Raw genomic sequence first — 22,556 nt, 5'->3', positions numbered from 1 at the left:
ACTCGGGCGTCTCGGTGATGTCAGGCAACGGATCCTCCTCGGTCGACTCGTCACGAAGCTAGTAGGGAGGCTAGCCCGCTGGCAGCTGCGGACTCACTCCTCAGTCCCGCTTGTATCGAGAAGCTGACTACTGGCCAATCTGTCAGCTGTCGCAGATATCCTGTGGCAATGAAGACTACTGACCTCGCTAAGGTGCGAGCGACGCTCTGGGCCGCTGCTGATGAACTGCGCGCTAACTCGAAGCTCACCCCCGTCCAGTACCGCGACCCCGTGCTGGGCCTGGTGTTTCTCGCGTACGCCGAAAACCGATTCGATTCTGTGCGTGGTGAGGTCGAAGCGACGGCTAGTGCCCGCAACCCCTCGACCATCGCGGACTACAAGGCGAAGTCTGTTCTGTTCGTCCCGGACGAGTCGCGGCTGTCGAGTCTGGTGGCTCTGCCCGAGGGCGACGATGTCGGCAAGGCTACCGACGAGGCGGTCAAGGCCATCGAGACCGCCAACCCGGAGCTGAAAGACATCCTGCCGAGGGGCTACCAGAAGCTAGAGCGCTCGACACTGATCGATTTGCTGCGGCTCTTCGCGCCGCTGCCAACCCAGCTCGAGGGTGATGCCTTCGGATTCATCTACGAAGACTTCCTCTCCAACTTCGCTGCCCAGGAAGGCAAGGGCGGTGGCGAGTACTTCACCCCGTACTCCATCGTCCGACTCATCGTCGAGATCCTGCAACCGTTCGAAGGCCGCGTGTTCGACCCGGCGTGTGGTTCGGGTGGCATGTTCGTCCAGTGCGCAAAATTCGTCGAGCGCCACCACGATTCTGCTAGTCGCAAGCTCTCGGTCTTCGGTGCTGAGAAGACCGAGGACACCGTTCCACTGGCCAAGATGAACCTGGCACTGCACGGACTTTCCGGCGACATTCGCCAGGCCAACAGCTACTACGAGGACCCCCACAGCGCCGTGGGTGCCTTCGACTACGTGATGGCGAACCCGCCCTTCAACGTCGACAAGATCAAGAAGGACCAACTGGCCGGTGACAAGCGGTTCCCCTTTGGGCTACCGAGGGCCGACAACGGCAACTTCCTGTGGATTCAGGAGTTTTACGCAGCGCTCTCCCCGAAGGGCCGCGCCGGCTTCGTCATGGCCAACTCCGCCGGCGACGCGGGCCACTCCGAAAAGGAGATCCGCAAGCAACTCGTCGAGTCCGGGACTGTCGACGTCATGGTCGCGATCAGCTCCAACTTCTTCTACACCGTGACCCTCCCGGTGACCCTGTGGTTCCTCGACAAAGCCAAGGTCGGGAGTCCACGCGAGGACACTGTGCTTTTCCTAGACGCCCGGCAGATCTTTCGCCAGATCGACCGCGCCCATCGCGACTTCTTGCCTGAGCAGATCGAGTTCTTGGCCAACATCGTCCGTCTCTACCGCGGGGAGCACGTAGAGACCAACGAAGGCAGCGAAGCACTGGTGTCGGAAAACTTTCCCGACGGGAAGTACGTCGACGTTGGAGGTCTGTGCAAGGTTGCCACCCGCGCCGAAATCGAAGCTCAGGGCTGGAGTCTCAACCCGGGCCGCTACGCCGGCAGCGCCGCAGTCGACGAGAGCGACGTGGACTTCATCGGAGATCTCGAAGCGCTGTACGAGGTGTTCACGATGCTGGGTGACGAGGCCGATGTGCTGCGCGCAAAGGTCGATTCGGCCGTTCAAGGGATTATCAGAGCATGAGCCTCTGGCAGGAGTTCGCCCTCGGAGACATTTGCACGCTCCGTGCAGGGAACGCGTTTAAGGCCGCTGAGCAAGGCCGCTCCGAAGGTGATATGCCGTTTATCAAGGTCAGCGACATGAACCTGTCTGGTAATCGAGTGCTAGTCCAAGAGGCGAACAACTGGGTCACATCGGAGCAGGCGGAACGACTGAAGTTGAAGCCCTTCTCTACGGGGACGACGGTATTCGCGAAGATTGGAGAAGCGCTGAAGCAAAATCGCGTGCGAATGCTTATCCGCGACACGGTCATCGACAACAACATGATGGGGGCAGTCCCTGCCAGGGAGCTGGTGGAGCCGGAACTTTTCCACTACCTCATGAACACCGTTGACTTCGCGGCCACAGCGACAGGCACCGCGTTGCCGTACCTAACGCAGTCAACGCTCGTGAGGGTTCCGGTGCGGATCCCTGACCGGGCCACTCAGGCCATGATCGGTGCTGTCCTCAGGGCGATCGACGACCTGATTGAGAACAGCCGGCGGCGGATTGAGGTGCTGGAGGAGATGGCGCGGGCCATTTACCGCGAGTGGTTCGTGAAGTTCCGCTATCCCGGCCATGAAGACGCGCCCATGGTCGAGTCTGCCCTTGGCCCGATTCCTGAGGGGTGGGCCGTAGAGAGTGTTGACTCACATGTCTTCTTGCAGCGTGGGTTCGACCTACCGACGAAGGATCGCGCTCCTGGCCTGGTAAACGTCATGGGTGCATCGGGCGTTCAAGGCACCCATGATGTGGCGAAGGCCGTCGGCCCCGGTGTGACAACTGGACGAAGCGGCACCGTCGGTGTTGTCCACTACGTTCCGGAGGACTTCTGGCCGTTGAACACGTCCCTGTGGGTGAAGGAGTTCCGACTCGCGACTCCGAGGTTTGCGTACTTCTTGCTCGACGACCTCGACCTTCGGCGGTCGGCCTCTGGTGCGGCGGTGCCCACGCTTGATCGAAGGGTCGTACATGCGATGCCCGCGGTTTGCCCACCAGCCGACCTCATTGCGCAATGGGACGAAGTAGTACTGCCGATGTTCGAGGAGGGCGTAGTTCTTCAACGACAGTCAACTTCGCTGGTCAGTGTGCGTGATCTGCTCCTTCCGAAGCTGGTAGCGGGGCAGATCGATGTTTCGACTCTCGACTTGGACGCGGTGGTTTCTACAGTCTCAACCGGCGAGAGCGCGGTGGCGTGATGACTCCTACCGGTCCGGAGTATTGGTACGTCGAGAAGCCGAGCATCGAACTCCTTGAGCAACTTGGCTGGACCGCTGTGGATGCCTTCCAGGAAACTCTGGGAGCCCAGGGCACCCTGGGTCGCGACTCCCGACGCGATGTTGTGCTCACGCACCGTCTGCGCGTCGCGATGCGCCAGCTCAACCCCGAGCGCGTGCCGGACACCGCAATCGACGAAGCCATCGAGGTGCTCACCAAGGACCGATCAGCCATGGACCGGGTGCGGGCTAACCGTGAGGTGCATGACCTGCTCCGCGACGGTTACCGCGCTGAGTGGGCCGACGGTCGCGGTGACAAGCAGACCGAGATACTCCGATACCTCGATCTGAGGAATCCTTCGAACAATGACCTGTTGGCCGTACAGCAGATGTGGATTAAGGGCGAACTACACAGCCGTCGACTCGATCTGGCTCTGTTCGTCAACGGTGTCCCACTCGTGCTGATGGAGTTCAAGGAGCCGGGTGAGTCGGTCAAGGCGGCCTACGACAACAACCTGACCGACTATCGCGACACGATCCCTCAGCTGTTCATACCGAACTGCTTCGTGCTGCTGTCCAACGGCAACGAGGCCAAGGTCGGATCGACTTACTCGCCGCGGGAGTTTTTCAACGACTGGAAGGTCATTGACGCACACGGCACCCGCGGCGAGGTCGCCCTGGAGACTGCACTTCGAGGCACCTGTGACCCAGCGGTTCTGCTGGACCTGCTCGAGAACTTCGTTGCGTACATGGAGCGCCCAGGCGGCCTGATCAAGGTGCTTGCCCGTTCGCACCAGTACCTCGGTGTGAACGCGGCGATCGAGAACCTGCATCGAGCGCGTGCCGAGCAAGACAAGCGTCTCGGCGTCTTCTGGCACACACAGGGGTCGGGCAAGTCGCTGTCCATGCTCTGGTTTACGCAGAAGGTGCTGCGGCGGCTGGCGGGCAAGTGGACCTTCGTCATGGTCACTGACCGCACCGAGCTCGACACCCAGCTTCATGGGGAGTTCGCCGACGCCGGCGCGATCTCGCCGAAGGCAAATGTCCATGCTCGTTCTGTCGCGCATCTGCGTGAGCTGCTGGCGGCTGACCACAGATACGTGTTCACGCTGATCCAGAAGTTCCAGCCTTCCAAGGCGCTGGGGGAGCGGCAGATGCCTGTGCTCTCCACTCGATCCGACGTCATCGTTATCACCGACGAGGCGCACCGCAGCCAGTACGACACCCTCGCACTCAGCATGCGCACCGCGTTGCCCAATGCCTCGATGATGGGCTTCACCGGCACTCCTTTGATCGCCGGCAAGGAACAGGCTACGCGCGAGCAGTTCGGTGACTACGTCAGCGTCTACAACTTCCGTGACGCCATCGAGGATGGCGCGACAGTGCCGCTGTACTACGAGAACCGTATACCTGAGCTTCAGTTGGTCAACGAGAATTTCTCCGAGGACCTCAACGCCCTCCTAGAGGAGGCCGAGGTCGACGAGGACGCGGAGGGGCAGCTCGCACGGGCATTCGGTACGCAGTACACGCTGCTGACACGGCCCGACCGCCTCAAGACCATCGCGAAGGACCTCGTCTCCCACTTCGTTGGGCGTGGCTTCACAGGCAAGGCAATGTACGTCGGCCTAGACAAGGCGGCGGCCGTGCGGATGTACAACCTGGTCAGGGAAGCCTGGACTGTGCATCTGGAAGAGCTGAGAACTAAGCACGACAAACTGCCCGAGCTTGAGCGGCCGTGGCTGGCATCGCGGATCGAGCTGATGGAAACCACCGACATGGCGGTGGTGGTCTCGCAGAGCCAGAACGAGCTGAAGATGCTCGACGACCTTGGGCTCGACATTCGGCCCCATCGTGATCGGATGAACAGAGAAGACTTGGCCGAGAAGTTCAAGGACTCTAAGGACCCCCTGCGATTGGTCTTCGTTTGCGCGATGTGGATGACCGGCTTCGACGCGCCCAGTGTCTCAACGATCTACCTCGATCGGCCGATGCGGAACCACACGCTGATGCAAACGATCGCTCGAGCAAACCGCGTCTTCCCCGAGAAGGACAACGGACTGATTGTCGACTACGTGGGAGTCTTCAGGAACTTGGAGAAGGCGCTGGCGATCTACGGAGCCGCGGGCGTCGGTGAGTCACCCATCGAGATCATCGATGCCCTCGCTGCAGAGCTGGATGCAGCCGTGGTCAAGGTCTTCGAATTCTGCTCCAGCATCGGGGTCGACCTTGCTGCGATGCGCGACGCCGAGGGATTCGCTCATATCGCCAAGCGCAACGCGACCGTCGAGGCCCTCCTCGTAGACGAGGAAACCCGTACCGAGTTCCAGGAGGGAGCTCGCCAGGCACGCAAGCTCTTCAAGGCTCTCCTGCCGGACCCGAGGGCAGCTGCCCAGCAGCGGAATGTTGCGGCCATTCGGGTAGTCGCCGAACGGATCACCGAGGTCACGCGCCCACCCAAGGCCGACATCCGGACCGTTACGGATGCGGTCGACGCGCTGCTTGATCGGTCTGTCGGAGCGGAAGAATACGTCATCCGGGCTGCTGCAGAGGGAACCAAACCTGACCCCCTAATCGACCTGTCCTTGATCGACTTCGAGGGGTTGGCGGCAAAGTTCGCTGGTCGCAAGCGCGCCGAGACCGACCGGCTGGCACAGCTACTCCGGCAGAAGGCAATCGCATCAGCCACTCGGAACCCAACCCGGTATGAACTGGTCGAGCGGATCGAAAAGCTGATCGACGACTACAACGCCGGCAGCGTGAACATCGACGAGTACCTGCGACGCCTTATCGAGCTGTCGCAGACGTTGACAGCGGAAGAAGAGCGCTCGGCCCGCGAGGGACTATCGGAGGAAGAGCTCGCGATCTTTGATCTGTTGACCCAGCCCGATCCCGTTCTTACCGACGACGAGCGCGAGACTGTCAAGGCCAGCGCAAGGAAACTCCTGGAGCACCTGCACGACAAGCTCGTCCAGGATTGGCGTCGCAAGGTTGACGTGAAGAATGATGTCGACAGCACCATCCGGCAGATCCTGGACCAAGGCTTGCCGGAGTCGTCCTACACGCTCGACATCTTCAGCTCGAAAGTGCAGCTCGTCTTCGACCACGTTCTCACCGCTTACGGCGACGACGGCGAAAGCGCCTTCCACTCGAGAGCGAACCAACGCGTGCCTGCGCAAGCGGTCAGTTTTGGCGGGCCTATTGACGTGGACAAGGTCGCTGACGATGTCGTCGCCCGCATTCACGATGACCCAGCATTGGCAGCCCGAGTTGCCTCGCAGTTGGGCGCTACCGACGTCGGAGGCGCGGCGACGTGACTCGAGTGAAATCCTGAGCAGTCAGCCCCTTCAAAGAACGGGTCGACTCGCATCTGGGTGTCGTGCTCGGCAAGGACAACTGCGGCTATCCCTGGCTCACCGTACGGGCGGAACAGACTCGCTCGACTACACGATCGGCGTAGGCATCCCGACTGATTTCGGATGCCGGGATCGAGGAATTCCACCGATCTGATCCGTGCGGCTCCCCAGGCGTCCGCTGAGAGGCGCGTCGGGGCAAGTAATCGGGAGATCGATGTGTTCGTCGCCGACTTCACCCAGGCCGCCCTGGAACTTATGTACCCCTGATATGACTCATGAAAGAGGATGACTATGTCAGCTTCCGTTGCACAGAAGAGACGCCACGAGGCCCCAGCCCGCACCCATCTCGCCTGGTGTCGTGAGCACGGCATTGATGTCGTGGACGGGCAATGGACTCTGGAGAACCCGATCTCAGGGCTGCTCCTGGCCGCGGTGCTGCAGCGCTCTAGCGCGGCACCGCTGCTGAACATCTTGTGCGGGCAGTCTTGGAATCAGATCCAGGTGACCTCCGCCTGGTGGCCCAGCTCGGTGGTCGATCTCATGGTCGGCTTCGTCGCCGATGGGTCGGCGCACATGCTGATCCTGGAGAACAAGCACTTGGACTCCAACTCGAATCAGCCGGGACACCAGAAGCTGACCAGGCTCGGGCGCATGGACGAAGTCCTCTGGCAGACCGAGAAGATGCTGTGCGATATCGATGACGCCCGCGTAGCGGGCGACACGCGTCTGCTGGGCGGTCCGTTCGATCCAGCGGCCACCATCCATCCTGTTCTCCTAGACGCCTCCGAACGTACCATGGACGAGGCCTTCCCTATGTACGACTGGATGGTTCCGGCGCACCGCCACGATCATTGGGCCACCGTCTCCTACTCCGAGCTCGCTGAAGGTCTGCGTGCGCACTACGAGCACGACCCCATTCCCATGCTGGAACCCCTGCTGAGCCAGATATTCGCCTTCGCAAAAGGCTGATCTTCGTGCGTGCTTCCTAGGTTCACGAAGGCGGACTCAAGCGTCGGATCGATCTACTTGCTCGTTAGGGTGTCGGGCGTAACCGAGAGGTTTGTCGGTGCTCGGATGTACGTTTGCGCCATGACGAGCTCCCAATATTCATGGCTCCCCGACCACCACCTCGGTGTCGCGGCGACGCTGGCGCATACCGACGAAGTGATCGCCAACTTGTCCGAGGTCCTCTATGCGTTCCAGACGCAGGAGGACGGAATCTTCCAGCTCGCCGAAGTACCGGTGGGGGAATATAGTCAATCGGTCGTAGCGAGTGTGGCTCCGATTCCGCGCAAGGTACAGTTGCTCGTCGTTGATGCGATGGTCGGGTTGCGCAATGCGCTCGAACACACCCTCTTCGCTGAGGTCGAGTATCGAGACGGGGATCTCGATGCCAAGGCGGCGCGGCAGGTAGAAATACCTGCCAATGAGACAATCGAGAATTTCCAAAAATGGATTGCTTCGAAGCGCAAGAACGGTCCACCTTCGCTGCAAGCTGACAGTGAGCTCCTGGAGCGGATTGACGCTTTGCAGCCATACCACCGAGTTCAAGACCCTTCTGACCACCCCTTAGCGATACTGGCAGCCCACACGAACAGATACAAGCACCGGACTGTTCCTAGTACGGCCGTCATGCTTCCTGCGATGTATCGCGAAGATCAAATGCCGAGCTCGCTTAGCGACCTGCCGCGCCGCCCAGAGGCACCGTTACAGGTCGGGGAGGTGATTGCCGAAAACCCGATCGGGACGAAGGTCATGGTTACTCTTTTCCCGACTGTTGGAATCAACCGTCCCGATACCGCCAGGTGGCCGGTACTCATGAAGGAGCTCGACCAACTTGCTCACTGGGTCCGGGCCGTCGCGGTCCCTCGGCTGATTACCGGCGCTCCGTCCGTAGTACCCGCGCTCCCGGCACGCTATGCAATTGCTGTTGGTCATGAAGACGATCGGAGTTCGCTCGCGGGAGGGTCAGCGAAGGCCGCTCCGCAGGTACACCTCGAGCGCCTGAGCGCTCGCATGGTGAGGGCAGATATGGGAGAGACTCTCGGAGCGATGCAAGACGCGCCTGAGAAGGATCAGATCACAGCATGGTTGGAGAGTCTCTCTGATGAGGAGATGCTTCGGCGGATGTCCGAGCTCCGGGCGACGTTCGACTATGAGCCCGAGATCGTGTTGGCCAATTTTGCGATCATGGAAGGTATGCGCGACGAGGCGGTGCGGTTCGGTCGCAGCGTAGCGGTAGCCAACGATTCCAGTCTGGGCAAGGGCGAAGCATCAGTCGTCTCGTAGACATCACCTTGACGAGACAGCTTGCTGGCGGGGTCTCGACGTGTGTTCTAGGCACGGGCGGGTGTCTCATGAACGCCGAGATCGCCAGCCGGGGTTTCTGAGACAGCCACAGGAGTCACCCTGAAGGGTATGGAAGACAACACCGACAGATTCACCAGCTACGCGGAGATCACAGGACGTCTCACCGCCGACCAGCAGCGGCAGGTGCTGGATGTCGCCCACTCGTTCGCGGTGAATGACGAGCCGATCCTCTCCGAACTTCTCGGGTTCGTGTCCCTGCATGTCCTCGGCAAGCTCGACGACGGCGAGTTCGCCGACTGCGTCGACGAGTGGCTGCGGGACGTGGCCATCGTCTTCGAGGGAGCCAGGGTCTCAGACGGTTGATGACACTTTGTCGGCGTGGCGATAGTAGGTCGCACGGGACCACCCGACCATCCGTGCGGCTGCTGTTACCGTCATGCGCTCGGTCTCGACGAGGTGCCGCACGGTACGAACCCTCCGTTCCGTCTCCTCGGGATCTGGTGCCGGGCGACCGAACCTCACCCCGCGGGCCTTCGCCGCGTCGACGCCGACCTGGACGCGTTCCTGGATGAGGTCGCGCTCGTACTCGGCGAAGGTCGCCATGAGGGTGAGCATGAGCCGGCCCTCGCGGGTGGACGGGTTGATGCCATCGGTCAGGGATCGAAGGATGACGCCACGCTCCGTCAGGTCGGTGACGGTCGTGATGACGTCGATCATCGACCGCCCGATGCGGTCGATCCTCCACACGACCAGCTCGTCGCCCCCGCGGAGCCTGGCCTCCAGCGCCGTCCAGCCGTCTCTTGTCGCGGTCTTCTTCGTGCCGGAGACCTGGTCGGAGTAGATCTGGCGCTCTGCGACCCCGGCGTCGGTCAACGCACGGCGCTGAAGATCATCGGTCTGCTTGTCCGCTGTGGACGTGCGGGTGTACCCGTACCTCATCGGATCCTCCTTCGTCTGTGTGCGGCGGGACATGCTCACTCGCCCGGCTGGGGGTCATGCTCCGGAGCCTCGCTGCGGAACTGTGACGCGCGCTGTTCGAACTGGCGCAGCCGCGCTGCGTTCCTCTGTGCACGGGCTCCCTTGTCGGTGTGGGGGTTCGCCTGTTCCCACCTCTTGACCAGCGGCTGCAGGTTCCGGATCATCTGATCGAACTGGGCAGCGGTGGACGTGTATGCGTCGCGTTCCTTTGCCGCCAGGGTGAGCTGCTCCTCCAGCTGTTCCCGCTGGCGATCGAGGAGGGCCTGCGCCGGGGCGAGCGCCGTCGCGACTCCCCGCTGGACGTGTTCCTTGATCTCTGCCTCGGCGGCCTTGACTCCGTCCTTGCGAACTTCTTCTTCAAGGTGGCGGCGCAGCATCGGCAGGTCCGCTTCACGGCGTTCGAGGCTCTCCATGTGGTCGCGCTGGCGCTCGGCCTCACCCTCCAGCTCGTGCCTGCGGTCCAGGAGCTCGGCGTCCCAGCCGTTGAGCTTCTCGTGGTCCTCGACAGCGCGGTCCCGGAGTATGTCGACAGAGCGCTTGGCGTCCATCGTCCGGCCGTACTCCTCCTTGCCCATCCCGACTAGATGGCGCTTCTCGTCGAAGTCAGGAGAGATGTCGTAGCCGCGGTCAACCAGGTGCTGTTTGAGGCCCCGGTGGTACTCGCGCAACTTCGTCTTCCCACTCTTCTGCCGGCCCTGCTTGTCCTTCACCTCGCGGTGGGAGAACCACGCCTGGGAGGACTCCACGCGGAGGGACTCTTCGTCCTTGGGGTCGGGGGCGAACGTGTCCGCGATGATCTGCACGTGCGGGGTGGACTCACTGTGCTGGATGTCGTACCCAAGGACAGCGTCAGGCCCGCCGGGGATCGCTTCAGCCGACAGGTACTGGATGACGTCCTGGAAGTAGCGCCGTGCCTCGTCCCGATCTCGCGCCACCCACCTGCTGCGCATCATCGGCTCGCCATCGGCGTCGAGCGCGGCTTCGCCGGTCCTGCTGTCGAGAACGGGGTAGAAGCCCGGGATCTCGACGCACATCGACTTGGGGAGGTGTGACACGAGAAGGGAGGTGGTGACCGTCCCACCCTTCATCTTGCTCGTCGTAGGGTCGAGCTTGTCATCACGGAACTTCCGCTTCACGCGGCGGACACGATCAGCTCCATAGTCCAAGACGTCCTGACGGTCGACGCAGCGCCGGAAACCGCCGTCACCGTCGTTGACCATCGCCTCGTTGAGCACCTCGTCGGCGACGACGATGTTGGGGTTCCGCTTGGCCCAATATGCGATGGAGTCCTCGTCGAGCTCGCGCATCATCTCGTGCACGATCGCGCCGCGCTCACCAACCTTCTTTGCGTGCTGAGCATGGAACCCTGCGCGTCCGATGACCTCGCCGGGACTGATGCGCGATCAGGTGTCAGCTGAGGTTAGGCCGCCAGGCTGACGGTCGGGTTCATGATGGTCTCGTACTCGATGGGGGTCAACCGGCCCAGACGGGCCTGTCGACGGCGACGGTGGTACGTCCTCTCGATCCAGGTGACGATTGCGATCCGCAGCTCTTCCCGGGTTCGCCATCGACGTCGGTTCAGGACGTTCTTCTGCAGCAGAGCGAAGAAGGACTCCATCGCTGCGTTGTCCCCGGCCGCGCCGACTTTCCCCATCGATCCCACGAGGTGGTGACGGTTCAGAGCGTGCACGAATTTTCGCGACCTGAACTGAGATCCGCGGTCCGAATGCACGATGCAACTGGCAGCGTCAGGACGCCTGGATATTGCGTTGTCCAGGGCGTTTACCGCGAGGCGAGCCTTCATCCGGTCGCTGATGGAGTAGCCCACGATCCGGCCGGAGAACACGTCCTTGATCGCGCAGAGGTAGAGCTTGCCCTCATCGGTCCAGTGCTCGGTGATATCCGTCAGCCAGAGCTCGTTGACGTCGTCAGCGGAGAAGTCCCGCTTCACGAGGTCATCGTGGACCGGCGGGCCCGGGCGCTTGCCGTTCTTCCCACGCTTCTTCCCGAACACGGACCACCACTGGTTGTCTCGGCAGATCCGCCACGCGGTCCGCTCACACATGCGCTGGCCAGCTGCCTCCGCTTCGCCGGCGAGGAAGCGATACCCGAACTCGGGATCATCCCGGTGGGCATCGAACAGCGCGTTGGCACGGTAGGCCTCGACCAGCTCTGACTCGGTGACCTGCTGTTTCCGCCAGCGGTAGTAGGGCTGGCGGGAGAGCCTCAGGACCCGCAAGGACACCGCGACAGGGACACCATCGCCGGCGAGCTCGCTCACGAGCGGGTAAAAGATTTTCCCGGCAGGTTCGCCTGCGAGAGGTAGGCGGCCGCGCGGCGGAGGACCTCGTTCTCCTGCTCAAGCAGCCGGTTACGGCGACGCAGATCCCGCAGCTCGGTGGACTCCTCACGGGTCTTGCCAGGCCGGGAACCGTCCTCGACATCGGCTTGACGCATCCAGTTCGTCAGGCAGGACTCGGAGATCCCGAAGTCCTTCGCGATTATCGAGAGCTTCTGGCCAGGTTCGCGGTTCCTGGCGACGCGGACGACGTCGTCACGGAACTCCTGGGGGTAGGGAGCGGGCATGGTGCACATCCTTCCCTGTGACGCTCCTCAGCGCCACAGATCATGTGACACCTGATCGTGCGGCAGTCCCATCCGCGTCGGTGGCCGAGGGCAGTGGCGCGTGGATCTGCGCGAGCTCGAGGCATACATCGAACGCGCGTATGCGGCAGCGGCAGCAGAATTGCTCACCTGAAGCCACCAGCGTGAGCAGCTGCGCGAGGATCGACGGCATTGAGCCGGGCGAGTCGCGAGGATGCCGAGCGCGGGGGTTCGATCCGCTCGTGGAGGTGCGGGTCGAGCACCTCGGCAACCAGATGTCGGCGAGAATCCTCATGGACTTTGTTCACGAGTCCACGGTCGGTGAGCGCGCTGAGTTTCAGAGTCGCACGGTCCCGTTGGCACTCGTACTCAGGCCGAACGGGGGTGGCTCTTCCGCCAGGGCATCAGCGCGCGGCGCAGCTCATCGCGGTAGGCGGCCTTGCGGGCTGTGGCGTAGTAGCCCTCAGGGTCCGTGATGATCCGCTCGAGCTTCGCGGCCATCTCGCGCTCGTGCTCGGTCATCGTCGACGTGGACTTCCTGGTGTGCTCCATAAGTCGCCTCCTTCGTCTGCTGCCGTCAATTGAGCTGGATCGGCTTGATCAGGCCTGAGTCGCTGCGGTCGAGTGTCCGGACGTTGTTCACGGCCCGATCGACGGGGTGCGTCACCAGCGACGCAGCGACCGCCTCGGAGACGTCGCCGAGCACGCCGTGCAGGTGCTCGCGCTCCTCCTTCTCGAGCTTCCCCGGTGCCAGCCACTCGTTCATGAGGTCCTGGTCCAAGAACACCGGCATGCGGTCGTGGACATCACCCGCAGCGTCTTTTGCTTCGCGGGTGATGATCGTGAAGGACACGTCCCACTCGCCGTCGGCGTTCTGCTCGGCGGTGGTCAAGCCCGCAGCGTGCAGCAGCTCGCCGCCTTTGGCATGGACGAAGTACGGCTGCTTCCCGTCGTCCATCTCGACCCACTCGTAGTAGCCGGTCATCGGGACCACGGCGCGCGAGCTCGCGAAGCCGGCACGGAACATGCCGTTGGTGTGGGCCGTCTCGAAGCGGGCGTTGATGGGCCGCGGACCTTTCTCCTTGGCCCATGCCGGCTTGAAGCCCCACCGCGCGAACTCGAGCGTGCGCTGCAGCTCGCCGTCATCATCGATGTGCTCGCGGACCACGGGGGCCTTGGTGCGGGGCGCGACACTGAAGACCGGCTCCCAGTCGAACGCCTTCGCCGGTTGCGCGGCGTAGGACCGCAGGAGTCCCTGAGCGTCGACCTCGAGTACATACCGACCGCACATGAGCTGCCTCCCTTGGCGTTGTGCCCTCGATCGTACTCAGTACTGACACTGGGGGACCGGAGCTCACCGTCTGCCCGGGTTGGCCTCCTGCCATGCGCTCATCCAGACGGCGTCATACCTCCTGGCACCGGGTCGGGGTCGCGCTGCGCGCAGGTCGATGTGTTCGAGCATCCATGCAAGGACGTGCTCTTGGAGCTCCTCGCGGCGGTCGCTCCAGGACGCTGAGTCGATGATCAGCTCGGCATGGCCCGCCGTGATCCTGATCGAACGCTCAGGCAGCGTCGGATCGATCTCGGAGTGCAGCACGACCACCGATGGACCGATCAGCGCAAGGCGATAGCGGATCGTCACGCCATGAGTCACCTGCACGGCTTTCTGGTGCGCGAAGTACAGATCGAGGTCGCTCACGCGGGTTCCATCCAGCCGGGATCTTGCGACCCGTCACCGTCCTCGAGCATGCCGCGGATCGAGAAGTGCATGCGCTCTCCGTTGGGGGCTGTGCGGCACTCCAGGGTCTCGTCCGCGCTCGTGAGTGAGCCTCGGCGGATGGCTGCGTCGACGCGTCGGTCGATCTCTTGCTCGAGGTCGCGGAGCCAGTCCTTCATTTTCATGAGCTCATGGTGGGGGAGGGGGCAGACGATCCTGCCCCGGTGTGGTGAGGCCAGGGTGGTGCGCCGTATCAGAGCCATTGCGAAGTTCGCCCAGCCACGCCCGCCGTGCTTGTCCTTGGACGCGGAGACTCAAGAAGTTTGTAGCGAAGTGACCGTCCGCTCTATTTCGTGGTTGGCGTGCCCGACGATCGGTCTGGATGTCTCGAGACAGCATCTGTTTAGCCCACATCTTCGTTAGAGCCCTCCCACTCGATGCGCGGCGTACGTGGTTCGGTGATGTCAGGCAGGCCCCAGGGGGTGGCCGTTTTTGGCGTGCCCGAAAGGAGGGGCGGCGAGTACATGACAAAGGCCTCCCCGTTCGTAGCGACATCTCGGACCTTTCTGGCAGTTTCGTCGACATAAGAAAACATGCAACTTGGGTGGAAGTAGATTAGTGGAGGGAGTGTAATGCGGTTATCTCCGATTTCAAACACTGCTTCCGGGGTGGTCTGTGCGGTAAATCCAGCCCCACGCCCCGCTGCACTAGCCGCCAGCTGCCCTTCCATCGATGCGCCATCCTCAAGAATCCAGCGGTGCTCCCTGAAAGGATAGGGCGTTAGGTGACCCTCGAGAGCCAAGCGTAGCGTCCGCAGCATCATTCTGTTGGGGCCGGTCATTTCTTCCGGCATTGACAAAGGTTGCCGCCGCATTCGTTGAATCGCTACGAGGTCGCGTGCGCTGGCCTCAAGGATTTCTAGGTCGGAGGGGGTTGAGGCGGAGCCGCGTTGCTCAGGTGGGGCACTGCGGGACAATGTGCCTTCTTCGCCACTCGGCGAAATCAGTGTTAGCTTTGTGGCGCGCTGTATAGCGAGGGCGTTCTCTACGGCCAGAAGATATTCCACTACGCCAATACGCTTTGGCGAAAGCGAGAAAGAGGCTCTCCAGTTATGTCGCGAGCGCGCGTCCGCAGTAATAGTTGCTGTTAATCCTGAACCGCAGTCAAACGAGTAGGTGCCCCCGTACATGCCTCGAGTTGCTCGCAATGCTGTAGCGGGTAGCTCGACGACATCGTCATCCTGCGATGTCAGTAGAAGCAGGTGTGGCAACGCTTCGACCCCGATGTCCTGCGGTGTGAAAAGCCATGATGTAGTTTCGCTGTCACCTGCGAAGGAATCCCTGAATATCTCCGGTCCCTCGTAGTCAATTGCGCTGATGTGATCTCGTGAAACCTCCACAGATTCCGAACCGAAAGCCAGCATCTGTTCGAAGCGAGCGGAAACGTCATTTGACGAGTCCCCGGTGGGGAACTGGAAGAGGTACTTTGTCCGGATCGGCTCTAGAGCCTGTGCTTGAGGGTGTCGGGCCACAGGGAGTATCCGGGACTTTCCGCCTCGGTGGTCGATGCGGGCATCCCAGTTGACGCTTCCGGTTTCAATCCTGTCTGTGGCTGCTTGAATGGCCTGGTTGAGGGACTTGGAGTTTGTGATCGGCCCTAGGCCCTGCGCTTCGAGCTGATCCAGAATACGTCGGTAAGCGGGGTCCTCGTGCTGGATGAGCGCGATCGTCTCCGGGTATTTAATTAGAAGTTGATCAAGTTTTAGGACGTCGAGAAGTTCAATCTTCACCCGCGAGGCATCGTGAACAGAGTCTTGAACATTTTTGCGGGCATGGAGGTTCCCGACAAACTTTTTCATGGTGTCATTGAGTTTTGCTGGCACGACGAGAACCCATATGTCGGGGTCGTGCTGGAGGGCCGAAATGAACGATCTCTCGATCTGACTCTTCCTCGAGGCTGGCGCGCTCGTGACGTTGCCGGTCCAGAACTTAAACTGATAGATCGTCAGCTCGCCGTTCTCGCGGACGAGAAGATCTCGGCCTCCATCGCCCCCGCTGTCGCTGAACACCTCTACCTCTGCGGCAGGGTGTGTGCGTGCAAGTAGGGATTCGGCAAAACGATCAAAGAGTGGTTGATCGAACCTAGTCCAGTCGACCGCCGGATTGTAGTTATGTTCTCGCACCTGGGGCCGCCCATCATCTTCACTGCGTGACCGTATTCGAACGTCGCGCGCTGTCTGCAGGGAGGGCGCGCCACTATCAAGATCCTAGGCACTGATACACGGGTAGGCGTCATCGGGCCCGTGGTGCTTGAGGAGACTCGTCCGGTTGTCGCTGTGGGCCCCGTGTTCATGCACCCCCTGTTCGACATTCTCGCCGGGGAGAACATCTCCAGTCGTTTCGTCGTCCCCACCGTCGCCAGCGCCATCGACCTCGTCGTGCACCTCGACATGCTGGCCGACGGTCGGCGCCGGGTCCGGGAGATCGTCGGGCTCAGCGGACGCGTGGAGGACGAGGTCATCGAGATCTCGGAGCTGTTCGCGCTGCGCGGGGATCGACTCGTGCGGGGAGACGGACGCCCGCCCCATGCGGAGCGGTTCGCCCGTGCGGGCCATGACCTGGGAGCGCTGCTGGGTCGGGCGGAGGCGGCATGAGCGACGGCGCCTTCCTCGGACTGATCACCGGGCTCGGAATCTTGTCGATCTGGTGGTCTCTCTGGGAGCAGGAGGGAGAATCGACTCGGCGCGGAAGGATCGCACGGATCATGGATCACCTCCGAGATGACCTGGTCACCGTCGGTCTGACGTCTGTCCCGCCCGCGGCCGTTCCCGCGCTGAGCGCAGGCCTCGGCCTGGTGGTCTCCGCTGCTCTCTGGGCCGTCTCGAGCGCAGTCGTCCCATCTCTGACCATCGGCGTCGCCTCGATGGTCGTTCCGGTCGTGTTCCTGCGCTCGGCGGCACGGCGCCGCACGACAGCGATGCGCGAGGTCTGGCCGGAAGCCGTCGATCACATCAATTCAGCGATCCGCGCCGGGCTCTCGCTTCCCGAGGCACTGGTCCAGCTCAGCAGGAAGGGGCCGGAGGACCTCCGCCCCGCCTTCCACGAGTTCTCCCTCGACTACCAGGCCAGCGGTGACTTCGCCGTGAGTCTCGACCGGCTCAAGGTCCGGCTCGCCGATCCGGTCGGGGATCGGATCGTCGAAGCGCTGCGGATCACCCGGGACGTCGGCGGGACCGACCTGGGAGGGCTCCTGCGCACGTTGGCCGCCTTCCTCCGGGAGGACGCGAGGACCCGTGCAGAGCTCGAGGCCCGCCAGTCCTGGACGGTCAACGCGGCACGACTGGCCCTTGTCGCGCCCTGGCTGGTGCTGGCCCTGATGTCGACGCGTCCGCAGGCCGCTCAGGCCTACGACTCCCCGATGGGAATGGCGATGATCCTGATCGGGGCTGTGGTGTCTCTGATCGCGTACCGGGTCATGCTGCAGATCGCGCGCCTGCCCCAGGACGAGAGGGTCCTGCGATGACCGCGTCGGGCACCACCCTCACAGGCGCCCTCCTGGGCCTTGTGCTCGGGCTCGGTCTCGCGCTGATCGCCGGCCATCTGCCCTGGCTCCGATCGCGGGACCTCGATGCCCGGATCGATCCGTACCTGCGACGTTCGCGGTCCTCATCGCTGTTCAGCCCGTCCGCGGCCACGAGTCGAGCCCGGGTGGTCGCAGAGAACCTGCTGGGGCCCGTCGCACACCACGTCCTGGGAGTGCTCGAACGGCTCACCGGGGGAGCGGACCAGCTCGAGCGTCGACTCCGTCTGGCCGGACGGCGCTCCTCTGCGGACTCCTTCCGCATCGAGCAGGTCGTCTTCGCCGCCTTCGGCTTGATCCTCGGGATGGTCGTCGCCCTTCTCGCGATGAGCACCCGTGGAGCGAGTCCCGTGCTGGGCCTGCTCATCGTCGCTCTCGGCGTGATCCTGGGGGTGCTCCTGAGGGACTACCTGCTCGGCGTCGAGATCACTCGTCGCGCTGCGCGGATGGCCAGGGAGTTCCCCACGGTCGCCGATCTGCTCGCCCTCGCCGTCGCGGCCGGGGAGAGCCCGATCGCGGCCATGGAGCGCGTGGCCCGGACCTCCACCGGCGCTCTGCCGGACGAGTTCGCGGCGACCGTCGCAGACATCCGCTCCGGGACCAGCGTCGCCCAGGCGCTGGCGTCCCTGGGCATGCGCACTCCACTGCAGTCCCTGAGCCGTTTCGGGGAGGGGGTCTCCGTCGCCATCGAACGCGGAACACCTCTCGCCGACGTGCTCCGTGCACAGGCGCAGGACGCTCGCGAGGCGTCCAAGCGCGACCTGATGGAGACCGCTGGTCGCCGGGAGATCTACATGCTCATGCCGGTCGTCTTCTTCGTCATGCCGCTCGTGATCGTCTTCGCCATCTTCCCAGGGCTCGCCGTCCTCCAGATCTCCGTCTGAGCGTCCCGCTCCGTCTCCAGCAGCCACCGCCCCCGCTCCAGTCCCCGTCCTCCGCCCAACCCCAGGCGTCACCGCCCCGATCCACCAGACCGAAGGACCGCACGATCCGCCCGTCCACCGTCCAGATCCGACGATTCCACCGCACCATTCGATGAGGAGCCCGACATGACCGTTCACCGCACCCGACTGCACCGCCCGACCCGCCGCGTGCGACCTGCCGCCCGGGTCACGCAGCACGCCGGCACCACCGAACCGAGACCTCTGGCGCGCCTCCTGGCACGCCTCGGCTCGGACCGCGGGGATGTTCCCGGATGGGTTCTCATCACGCTGATGACCGCGGGGATCGTCGTCGCGCTCTGGGCCGTCGCCTCGGACCAGATCGTCCAGATCTACAAGGGGACCAAACAGGATCGGTGGGTTGACCAGGTCTTTCGGTCGGGAGTGTTCGTAGGCTAGCGTAAGCGTGCAATAGGCGCAAGCGGACACGAGTAGTCGCGGACGCACAGAAGCAACCGCACGTTAGTTGCACGATCAGGTGGGGGCAGGCCATGGCAGCGCAGAAGCGACGGACACGCAGACCATTCGGGGCCATTCGCAAGCTCCCCTCTGGCCGCTACCAGGCCTCCTACCTCGACCCTCACGGGCAGCGAGTCAACGCGCCCGTCACGTTCACAGCGAAGATGGACGCCGACGGGTGGCTGTCCGTCCAGCGCGCTGCCCTAGAGACCGGGACGTGGAGGGGCCGCGATGACAAGACGACGGTGGGGGAGTTCGCTGAGCAGTGGCTAGCAACCCATCGTGTCCGTGAGCGTTCCACCGTCAAGTACCGGACGACGTACCAGCGCTGGATCCGGCCCACGTTCGGCACCACGGCACTGTCTGCCGTCACGCCTGCCATGGTCCGCAAGTGGATGTCGATTCTCCCTGCCGACAAGCCCGCAGCACGCGCCGGTGCTTACCGGGTTATGGCTCAGATCTTCCGTGCCGCTGTAGATGACGGGATCCTCCACGAGTCCCCGGTGAGGGTGAAGGGCGCGGCAACGTACACGCCGAAACGCGACGGCCACGCGCTCACTGTGGAGCAGGTGCATGCCCTTGCCGCGAAGATGCCAGAGGAGCGCCGCCTCGCAGTCACCCTCGCCGCGTACTGCGCACTACGGCCCGGTGAGGCTCTAGGTCTACGCCGCCGTGACGTGGACACCAGGAAGCGGGTGCTGAACATCAGGGAGACGGTGAGCGCCCGACACGATGGCGGGCAGGCTATCGGTCCTGTGAAGACTGCCGGGTCGGTGCGCGCCGTGCATTACCCGAATGTCCTCCATGAGCCGATCCTCGCCCACCTCCGGGAGCACGCCGCAGAAGGTCAACAGGGGCACCTTTTCCCCTCGCCGCGTTTCCCCGGTCAACCTCTATCTTTCGGCGGTTACACGTACACATTCCGTCTCGCCGTGAAAGCAGCCGGCCTAGAGGATGTACGCCCCGCGGATCTTCGGCACACGGGTGCGACTCTGGCAGCTGCTACGGGCGCGACGACGCGGGAACTTATGGCGCGCCTCGGTCATACCAGCCCGGAGATTGCGATGCGCTATCAGCATGCGACGGCTGAGCGTGACCGTGCGATTGCGGATCGGCTGGGGGAGTCGCTGTAGGTATGGCTCATTTGGGCCAGACGCCCCGCGCACGCCAGCAGGTCTCGAACCACGTTTCCGCAGGTCGCCCCAATGGTGGTGCCGCTACCGACAATGCGGTCCAGCAGGTCGCCAGCCACAACGTCGCAGGTCAGGCCGGAAGCGAGAACGTCCTCGGTTTCGAGAACGCAGAGCAGATCGTTACGGGTAGCGCCGTTGCTCGCGCCGTCCCCGACGTGCATCTCACCCGGTTCGCCGCCTACTTCGTGGCGCTGAACGCAGAGGTGGAGGTGTCATGCCCCCGCGAAGCGCGCGCGACACTGCCGCGACACGCCGGGATCCTCCTCACGTGGAGGACGTTCCGGAGTGATCCGCAGCGCTCGCCGCAGCCCGTCGTCCACCGCTGCGATGGGCTGTCGGACCCCTCGTCCACATTCCGCGGTACATGCATGCTCGCGTTTCGTGCGTAACCGCTATGGACTGTCCCCACCTTTCCCGAGCCGTCCACAGCCCATCAACAGTCGAATGTGGATGACAGGGTTGTAACTCAGTACATCTTGTGGTCACTCCACTGGGACACCACTGCCTGTAGTGTTAGTTATGTGCCGAGGGGTTCGGCGCAAACGGGAAGTAACCGGACAGCCAAACGGCTACCCGGCGATCCCGTACGCCCGCAGACTTTTCGCGGGCACCGCCCCCGCACTGCAATGCGGAGGCCGATCAATTTCGAAGACAAGGACCACCGTACATGACGACAACTCTCGCACCAAACACTCCGACACGAAACGTCGGACGCAACACCCCGGCAGTTCCCCGCCGCATGCCCCCCGAAGTGTTCGACGCACTCCGGGCAATCACCGGCCACGGCCCCTCACGCGTGTATGACGACGTACGAGACAACGTGAAGCGCCGGATCATGGACACCCCCGGACTGGACAACGGCCCCGCCCGCGCCCGAACGCACTTGGAGGCCATCTGGCGCATGTCCTTCACAGACACGATCCGCGACTGGACCGGACGCGACCCCGAGACGATCACCGTCGGCGGCAGTGCCCTCGCGCACGAGCTGGCACGCATCGCCACTGACAAGCACTTCGGCTTCCCCACGGACCACGGAAGACGAGCACGACGAGCAGTCAACGCCTGGCTCGCACGAGCACTCGCCTCGCAGACCGCCTGACCCGCACCACCCCGCACGACCTCAGCCCCGGCAGCACACCGCACCGGGGCTTTCCCATGCCAGAAAGGGCACCCCGTAATGAATCCGCTCATCACCCTTGACGATGCCGCAGAAATGCTCGCAGTCAACACCCGCACCATTCGCCGCTACGTGTCAGCTGGCGACCTCCCCGCGTTCCGCCTCGGCCCCCGGCACATCCGCGTGAAGCATGACGACGTGCTCGCGCTTCTGGTCCCGGTCCCCACCGCGTGAACCGCCCCCCGTTCGATCTGGCGCACAGTCTCGGCCCCGGCACCGCCGCAGCAGAAGCCCGCGTGAGAGCACACCGAGAGGCGACCTGGTTCAACCATGCACGCGCCACTAACGCGCTCTGGGAAGCCGAGCAGCGGCCACTACAGCCCCACCTGCGGGCAGCGTTGGCCCGCACTTTCGCGGAAGTCGCCCATCAGGCCGCACAAAGACAACCGGGCCGACACCTGTAAGTGCCGACCCGGTAGCTAGACCCTCACGTAAACGCGTGAGGTCATTCAAGTTCCATACACCGGGGTTACCGCCCCGGACCAAACGCCCCGGCAAGGGCAGTAAGGCATTCATTCATGGAAGACGATAGCAAGCCGATGCAGGTGATAGCAAGCAGGTCGCGCTGGCATCGACCGGACGGGACCACGACGCCTGTCGTCACGGTCACTAACGGTCGATCCCGAATCATGATCGATCCCCGAGACCTTCCCAGCATCGCCCGCGTGATGCTCACCGTCATGGAGCAGGCCGGTCGGGGTGGTGCATCTTGACGATCACTACAGACGGCTCCGCTGACGATGCCCTCGCCCAGTATCTGGCAGACGAGAAGGCGCAGTTCGACCGCGAGCACGCAGCGATTGGCGACACAGGCCCCGCCATCGCCTACCCGCCCACGCCCACCGTATGGAACGACACGGGCCTCCGCTCACATCAGCGCATCGCCAAGCGGTTCGCCACCTACGCCGAGGGCCACGCCCTGTACGTAGACGGCACCGGCTGGCACTGCTGGGACGGCACCCGCTGGGCACGAGACGTACACGCCAAGCGCACTCACGACCTGCTGGAGATGATGCTCAACATCTCCTGGGGTGAAGCGCTAGCAGACAAGTCGCTACAGGCCGACGTGAAGGCCAGTATGTCCAGTCACGGATCGGCCGGCGTGCTCGACCTCGCCTCACGAAAGCTGTTCGCCCCCGAGACTGACACGGACCCGTGGAAGCTCAACTGCGCGAACGGGACCCTGGACCTGCACACCCTGGAGCTGCACCCCGCAGACCCCGCAGACCTCATCACTAACCTCGGGCTTTCATCGTTGAGGTGTCCGAGGGGTGGGTCGTGATGGGTGAAGGTG

22 protein-coding genes are annotated in these 22,556 nt (G+C 63.3%); 14 read left to right on the top strand and 8 right to left on the bottom strand.

Going from position 1 to position 22,556, the window contains the following annotated elements; genetic code table 11:
* Window positions 1–168: 168 nt before the first annotated feature.
* From INT49_RS08815 to INT49_RS08790, 6 genes are all read left to right on the top strand, one after another.
* Window positions 169–1,719 carry a type I restriction-modification system subunit M gene (locus tag INT49_RS08815; protein ID WP_193117369.1) on the top strand — a complete coding sequence of 517 codons (1,551 nt, stop codon included), beginning with the start codon at window positions 169–171 and terminating at the stop codon, window positions 1,717–1,719.
* Window positions 1,716–2,933, top strand: a complete 1,218-nt coding sequence (locus INT49_RS08810) for a restriction endonuclease subunit S (RefSeq protein ID WP_193117368.1) — start codon at window positions 1,716–1,718, stop codon at window positions 2,931–2,933. Before INT49_RS08815 ends, INT49_RS08810 begins: the two co-directional genes overlap by 4 nt.
* Complete coding sequence (locus INT49_RS08805; RefSeq protein WP_193117367.1) at window positions 2,933–6,265, top strand: type I restriction endonuclease subunit R; 3,333 nt, start codon at window positions 2,933–2,935, stop codon at window positions 6,263–6,265. Before INT49_RS08810 ends, INT49_RS08805 begins: the two co-directional genes overlap by 1 nt.
* Window positions 6,266–6,595: 330 nt before the next feature.
* Window positions 6,596–7,273: a hypothetical protein gene (locus INT49_RS08800; protein WP_193117366.1), complete on the top strand. Its 678-nt coding sequence runs from the start codon at window positions 6,596–6,598 to the stop codon at window positions 7,271–7,273.
* A 120-nt stretch (window positions 7,274–7,393) separates the two neighbouring features.
* Complete coding sequence (locus tag INT49_RS08795) at window positions 7,394–8,593, top strand: hypothetical protein (RefSeq protein ID WP_193117365.1); 1,200 nt, start codon at window positions 7,394–7,396, stop codon at window positions 8,591–8,593.
* 129 nt (window positions 8,594–8,722) lie between these two features.
* Window positions 8,723–8,977 (top strand): hypothetical protein, encoded by a 255-nt coding sequence (locus tag INT49_RS08790; protein ID WP_193117364.1) that lies wholly within the window; start codon window positions 8,723–8,725, stop codon window positions 8,975–8,977.
* Here INT49_RS08790 and INT49_RS08785 read toward each other — a convergent pair.
* From INT49_RS08785 to INT49_RS08750, 8 genes are all read right to left on the bottom strand, one after another.
* Window positions 8,966–9,553, bottom strand: coding sequence for a recombinase family protein (locus tag INT49_RS08785; RefSeq protein ID WP_193117363.1), 588 nt, complete (start codon window positions 9,551–9,553; stop codon window positions 8,966–8,968). The genes INT49_RS08790 and INT49_RS08785 overlap by 12 nt on opposite strands.
* A gap of 35 nt (window positions 9,554–9,588) precedes the next feature.
* The gene (locus tag INT49_RS08780) at window positions 9,589–10,902 is read right to left on the bottom strand and encodes a hypothetical protein (protein ID WP_193117362.1); all 1,314 of its coding nucleotides are present in this window, start codon (window positions 10,900–10,902) and stop codon (window positions 9,589–9,591) included.
* A gap of 110 nt (window positions 10,903–11,012) precedes the next feature.
* Window positions 11,013–12,178, bottom strand: a protein-coding gene (locus INT49_RS08775; RefSeq protein WP_226850018.1) for an IS3 family transposase whose coding sequence is annotated in 2 segments (ribosomal slippage) — window positions 11,013–11,891 and window positions 11,894–12,178 — 1,164 coding nt in all. Because the reading frame shifts where the segments join, the coding sequence is not laid out codon by codon here.
* A gap of 387 nt (window positions 12,179–12,565) precedes the next feature.
* The gene (locus INT49_RS08770; protein WP_193117361.1) at window positions 12,566–12,748 is read right to left on the bottom strand and encodes a hypothetical protein; all 183 of its coding nucleotides are present in this window, start codon (window positions 12,746–12,748) and stop codon (window positions 12,566–12,568) included.
* A 25-nt stretch (window positions 12,749–12,773) separates the two neighbouring features.
* Entirely contained in the window at window positions 12,774–13,487 is a 714-nt protein-coding gene (locus INT49_RS08765) for an SOS response-associated peptidase (RefSeq protein WP_193117360.1), read from the bottom strand.
* A 63-nt stretch (window positions 13,488–13,550) separates the two neighbouring features.
* A complete protein-coding gene (locus tag INT49_RS08760; RefSeq protein WP_193117359.1) occupies window positions 13,551–13,895 on the bottom strand; it encodes a hypothetical protein in 345 nt (114 codons plus the stop codon).
* Window positions 13,892–14,098, bottom strand: coding sequence for a hypothetical protein (locus INT49_RS08755; RefSeq protein WP_193117358.1), 207 nt, complete (start codon window positions 14,096–14,098; stop codon window positions 13,892–13,894). Before INT49_RS08755 ends, INT49_RS08760 begins: the two co-directional genes overlap by 4 nt.
* 218 nt (window positions 14,099–14,316) lie before the next feature.
* A complete protein-coding gene (locus INT49_RS08750) occupies window positions 14,317–16,095 on the bottom strand; it encodes a hypothetical protein (protein ID WP_193117357.1) in 1,779 nt (592 codons plus the stop codon).
* Window positions 16,096–16,257: 162 nt separating this feature from the next.
* Between INT49_RS08750 and INT49_RS08745 the strand changes: the two genes are divergently transcribed.
* The 8 genes from INT49_RS08745 (at window position 16,258) to INT49_RS08710 (ending at window position 22,544) form a co-directional block, all read left to right on the top strand.
* Entirely contained in the window at window positions 16,258–16,566 is a 309-nt protein-coding gene (locus INT49_RS08745) for a hypothetical protein (RefSeq protein ID WP_404801946.1), read from the top strand.
* On the top strand, window positions 16,563–17,435 hold the full coding sequence (locus tag INT49_RS08740) for a type II secretion system F family protein (protein WP_193117356.1): 873 nt from the start codon (window positions 16,563–16,565) through the stop codon (window positions 17,433–17,435). Before INT49_RS08745 ends, INT49_RS08740 begins: the two co-directional genes overlap by 4 nt.
* Window positions 17,432–18,376, top strand: a complete 945-nt coding sequence (locus INT49_RS08735) for a type II secretion system F family protein (RefSeq protein WP_193117355.1) — start codon at window positions 17,432–17,434, stop codon at window positions 18,374–18,376. The genes INT49_RS08740 and INT49_RS08735 overlap by 4 nt, the downstream gene beginning before the upstream one ends.
* A 165-nt stretch (window positions 18,377–18,541) precedes the next feature.
* The gene (locus tag INT49_RS08730) at window positions 18,542–18,832 is read left to right on the top strand and encodes a hypothetical protein (RefSeq protein ID WP_193117354.1); all 291 of its coding nucleotides are present in this window, start codon (window positions 18,542–18,544) and stop codon (window positions 18,830–18,832) included.
* Window positions 18,833–18,924: 92 nt separating this feature from the next.
* Window positions 18,925–20,025: a tyrosine-type recombinase/integrase gene (locus INT49_RS08725; RefSeq protein ID WP_193117353.1), complete on the top strand. Its 1,101-nt coding sequence runs from the start codon at window positions 18,925–18,927 to the stop codon at window positions 20,023–20,025.
* An 895-nt stretch (window positions 20,026–20,920) separates the two neighbouring features.
* On the top strand, window positions 20,921–21,184 hold the full coding sequence (locus INT49_RS08720) for a hypothetical protein (protein ID WP_193117352.1): 264 nt from the start codon (window positions 20,921–20,923) through the stop codon (window positions 21,182–21,184).
* Between the two features lie 78 nt (window positions 21,185–21,262).
* Window positions 21,263–21,436, top strand: coding sequence for a helix-turn-helix domain-containing protein (locus INT49_RS08715; RefSeq protein ID WP_193117351.1), 174 nt, complete (start codon window positions 21,263–21,265; stop codon window positions 21,434–21,436).
* Between the two features lie 535 nt (window positions 21,437–21,971).
* On the top strand, window positions 21,972–22,544 hold the full coding sequence (locus INT49_RS08710; protein ID WP_193117350.1) for a hypothetical protein: 573 nt from the start codon (window positions 21,972–21,974) through the stop codon (window positions 22,542–22,544).
* Window positions 22,545–22,556 lie beyond the last annotated feature (12 nt).

The organism is Brachybacterium tyrofermentans (assembly GCF_014897585.1).
GTDB lineage: Bacteria > Actinomycetota > Actinomycetes > Actinomycetales > Dermabacteraceae > Brachybacterium > Brachybacterium tyrofermentans.
The sequence above is the reverse complement of the archived record's forward strand: the minus strand, read 5'-3'. Positions and strand labels throughout refer to the sequence as shown.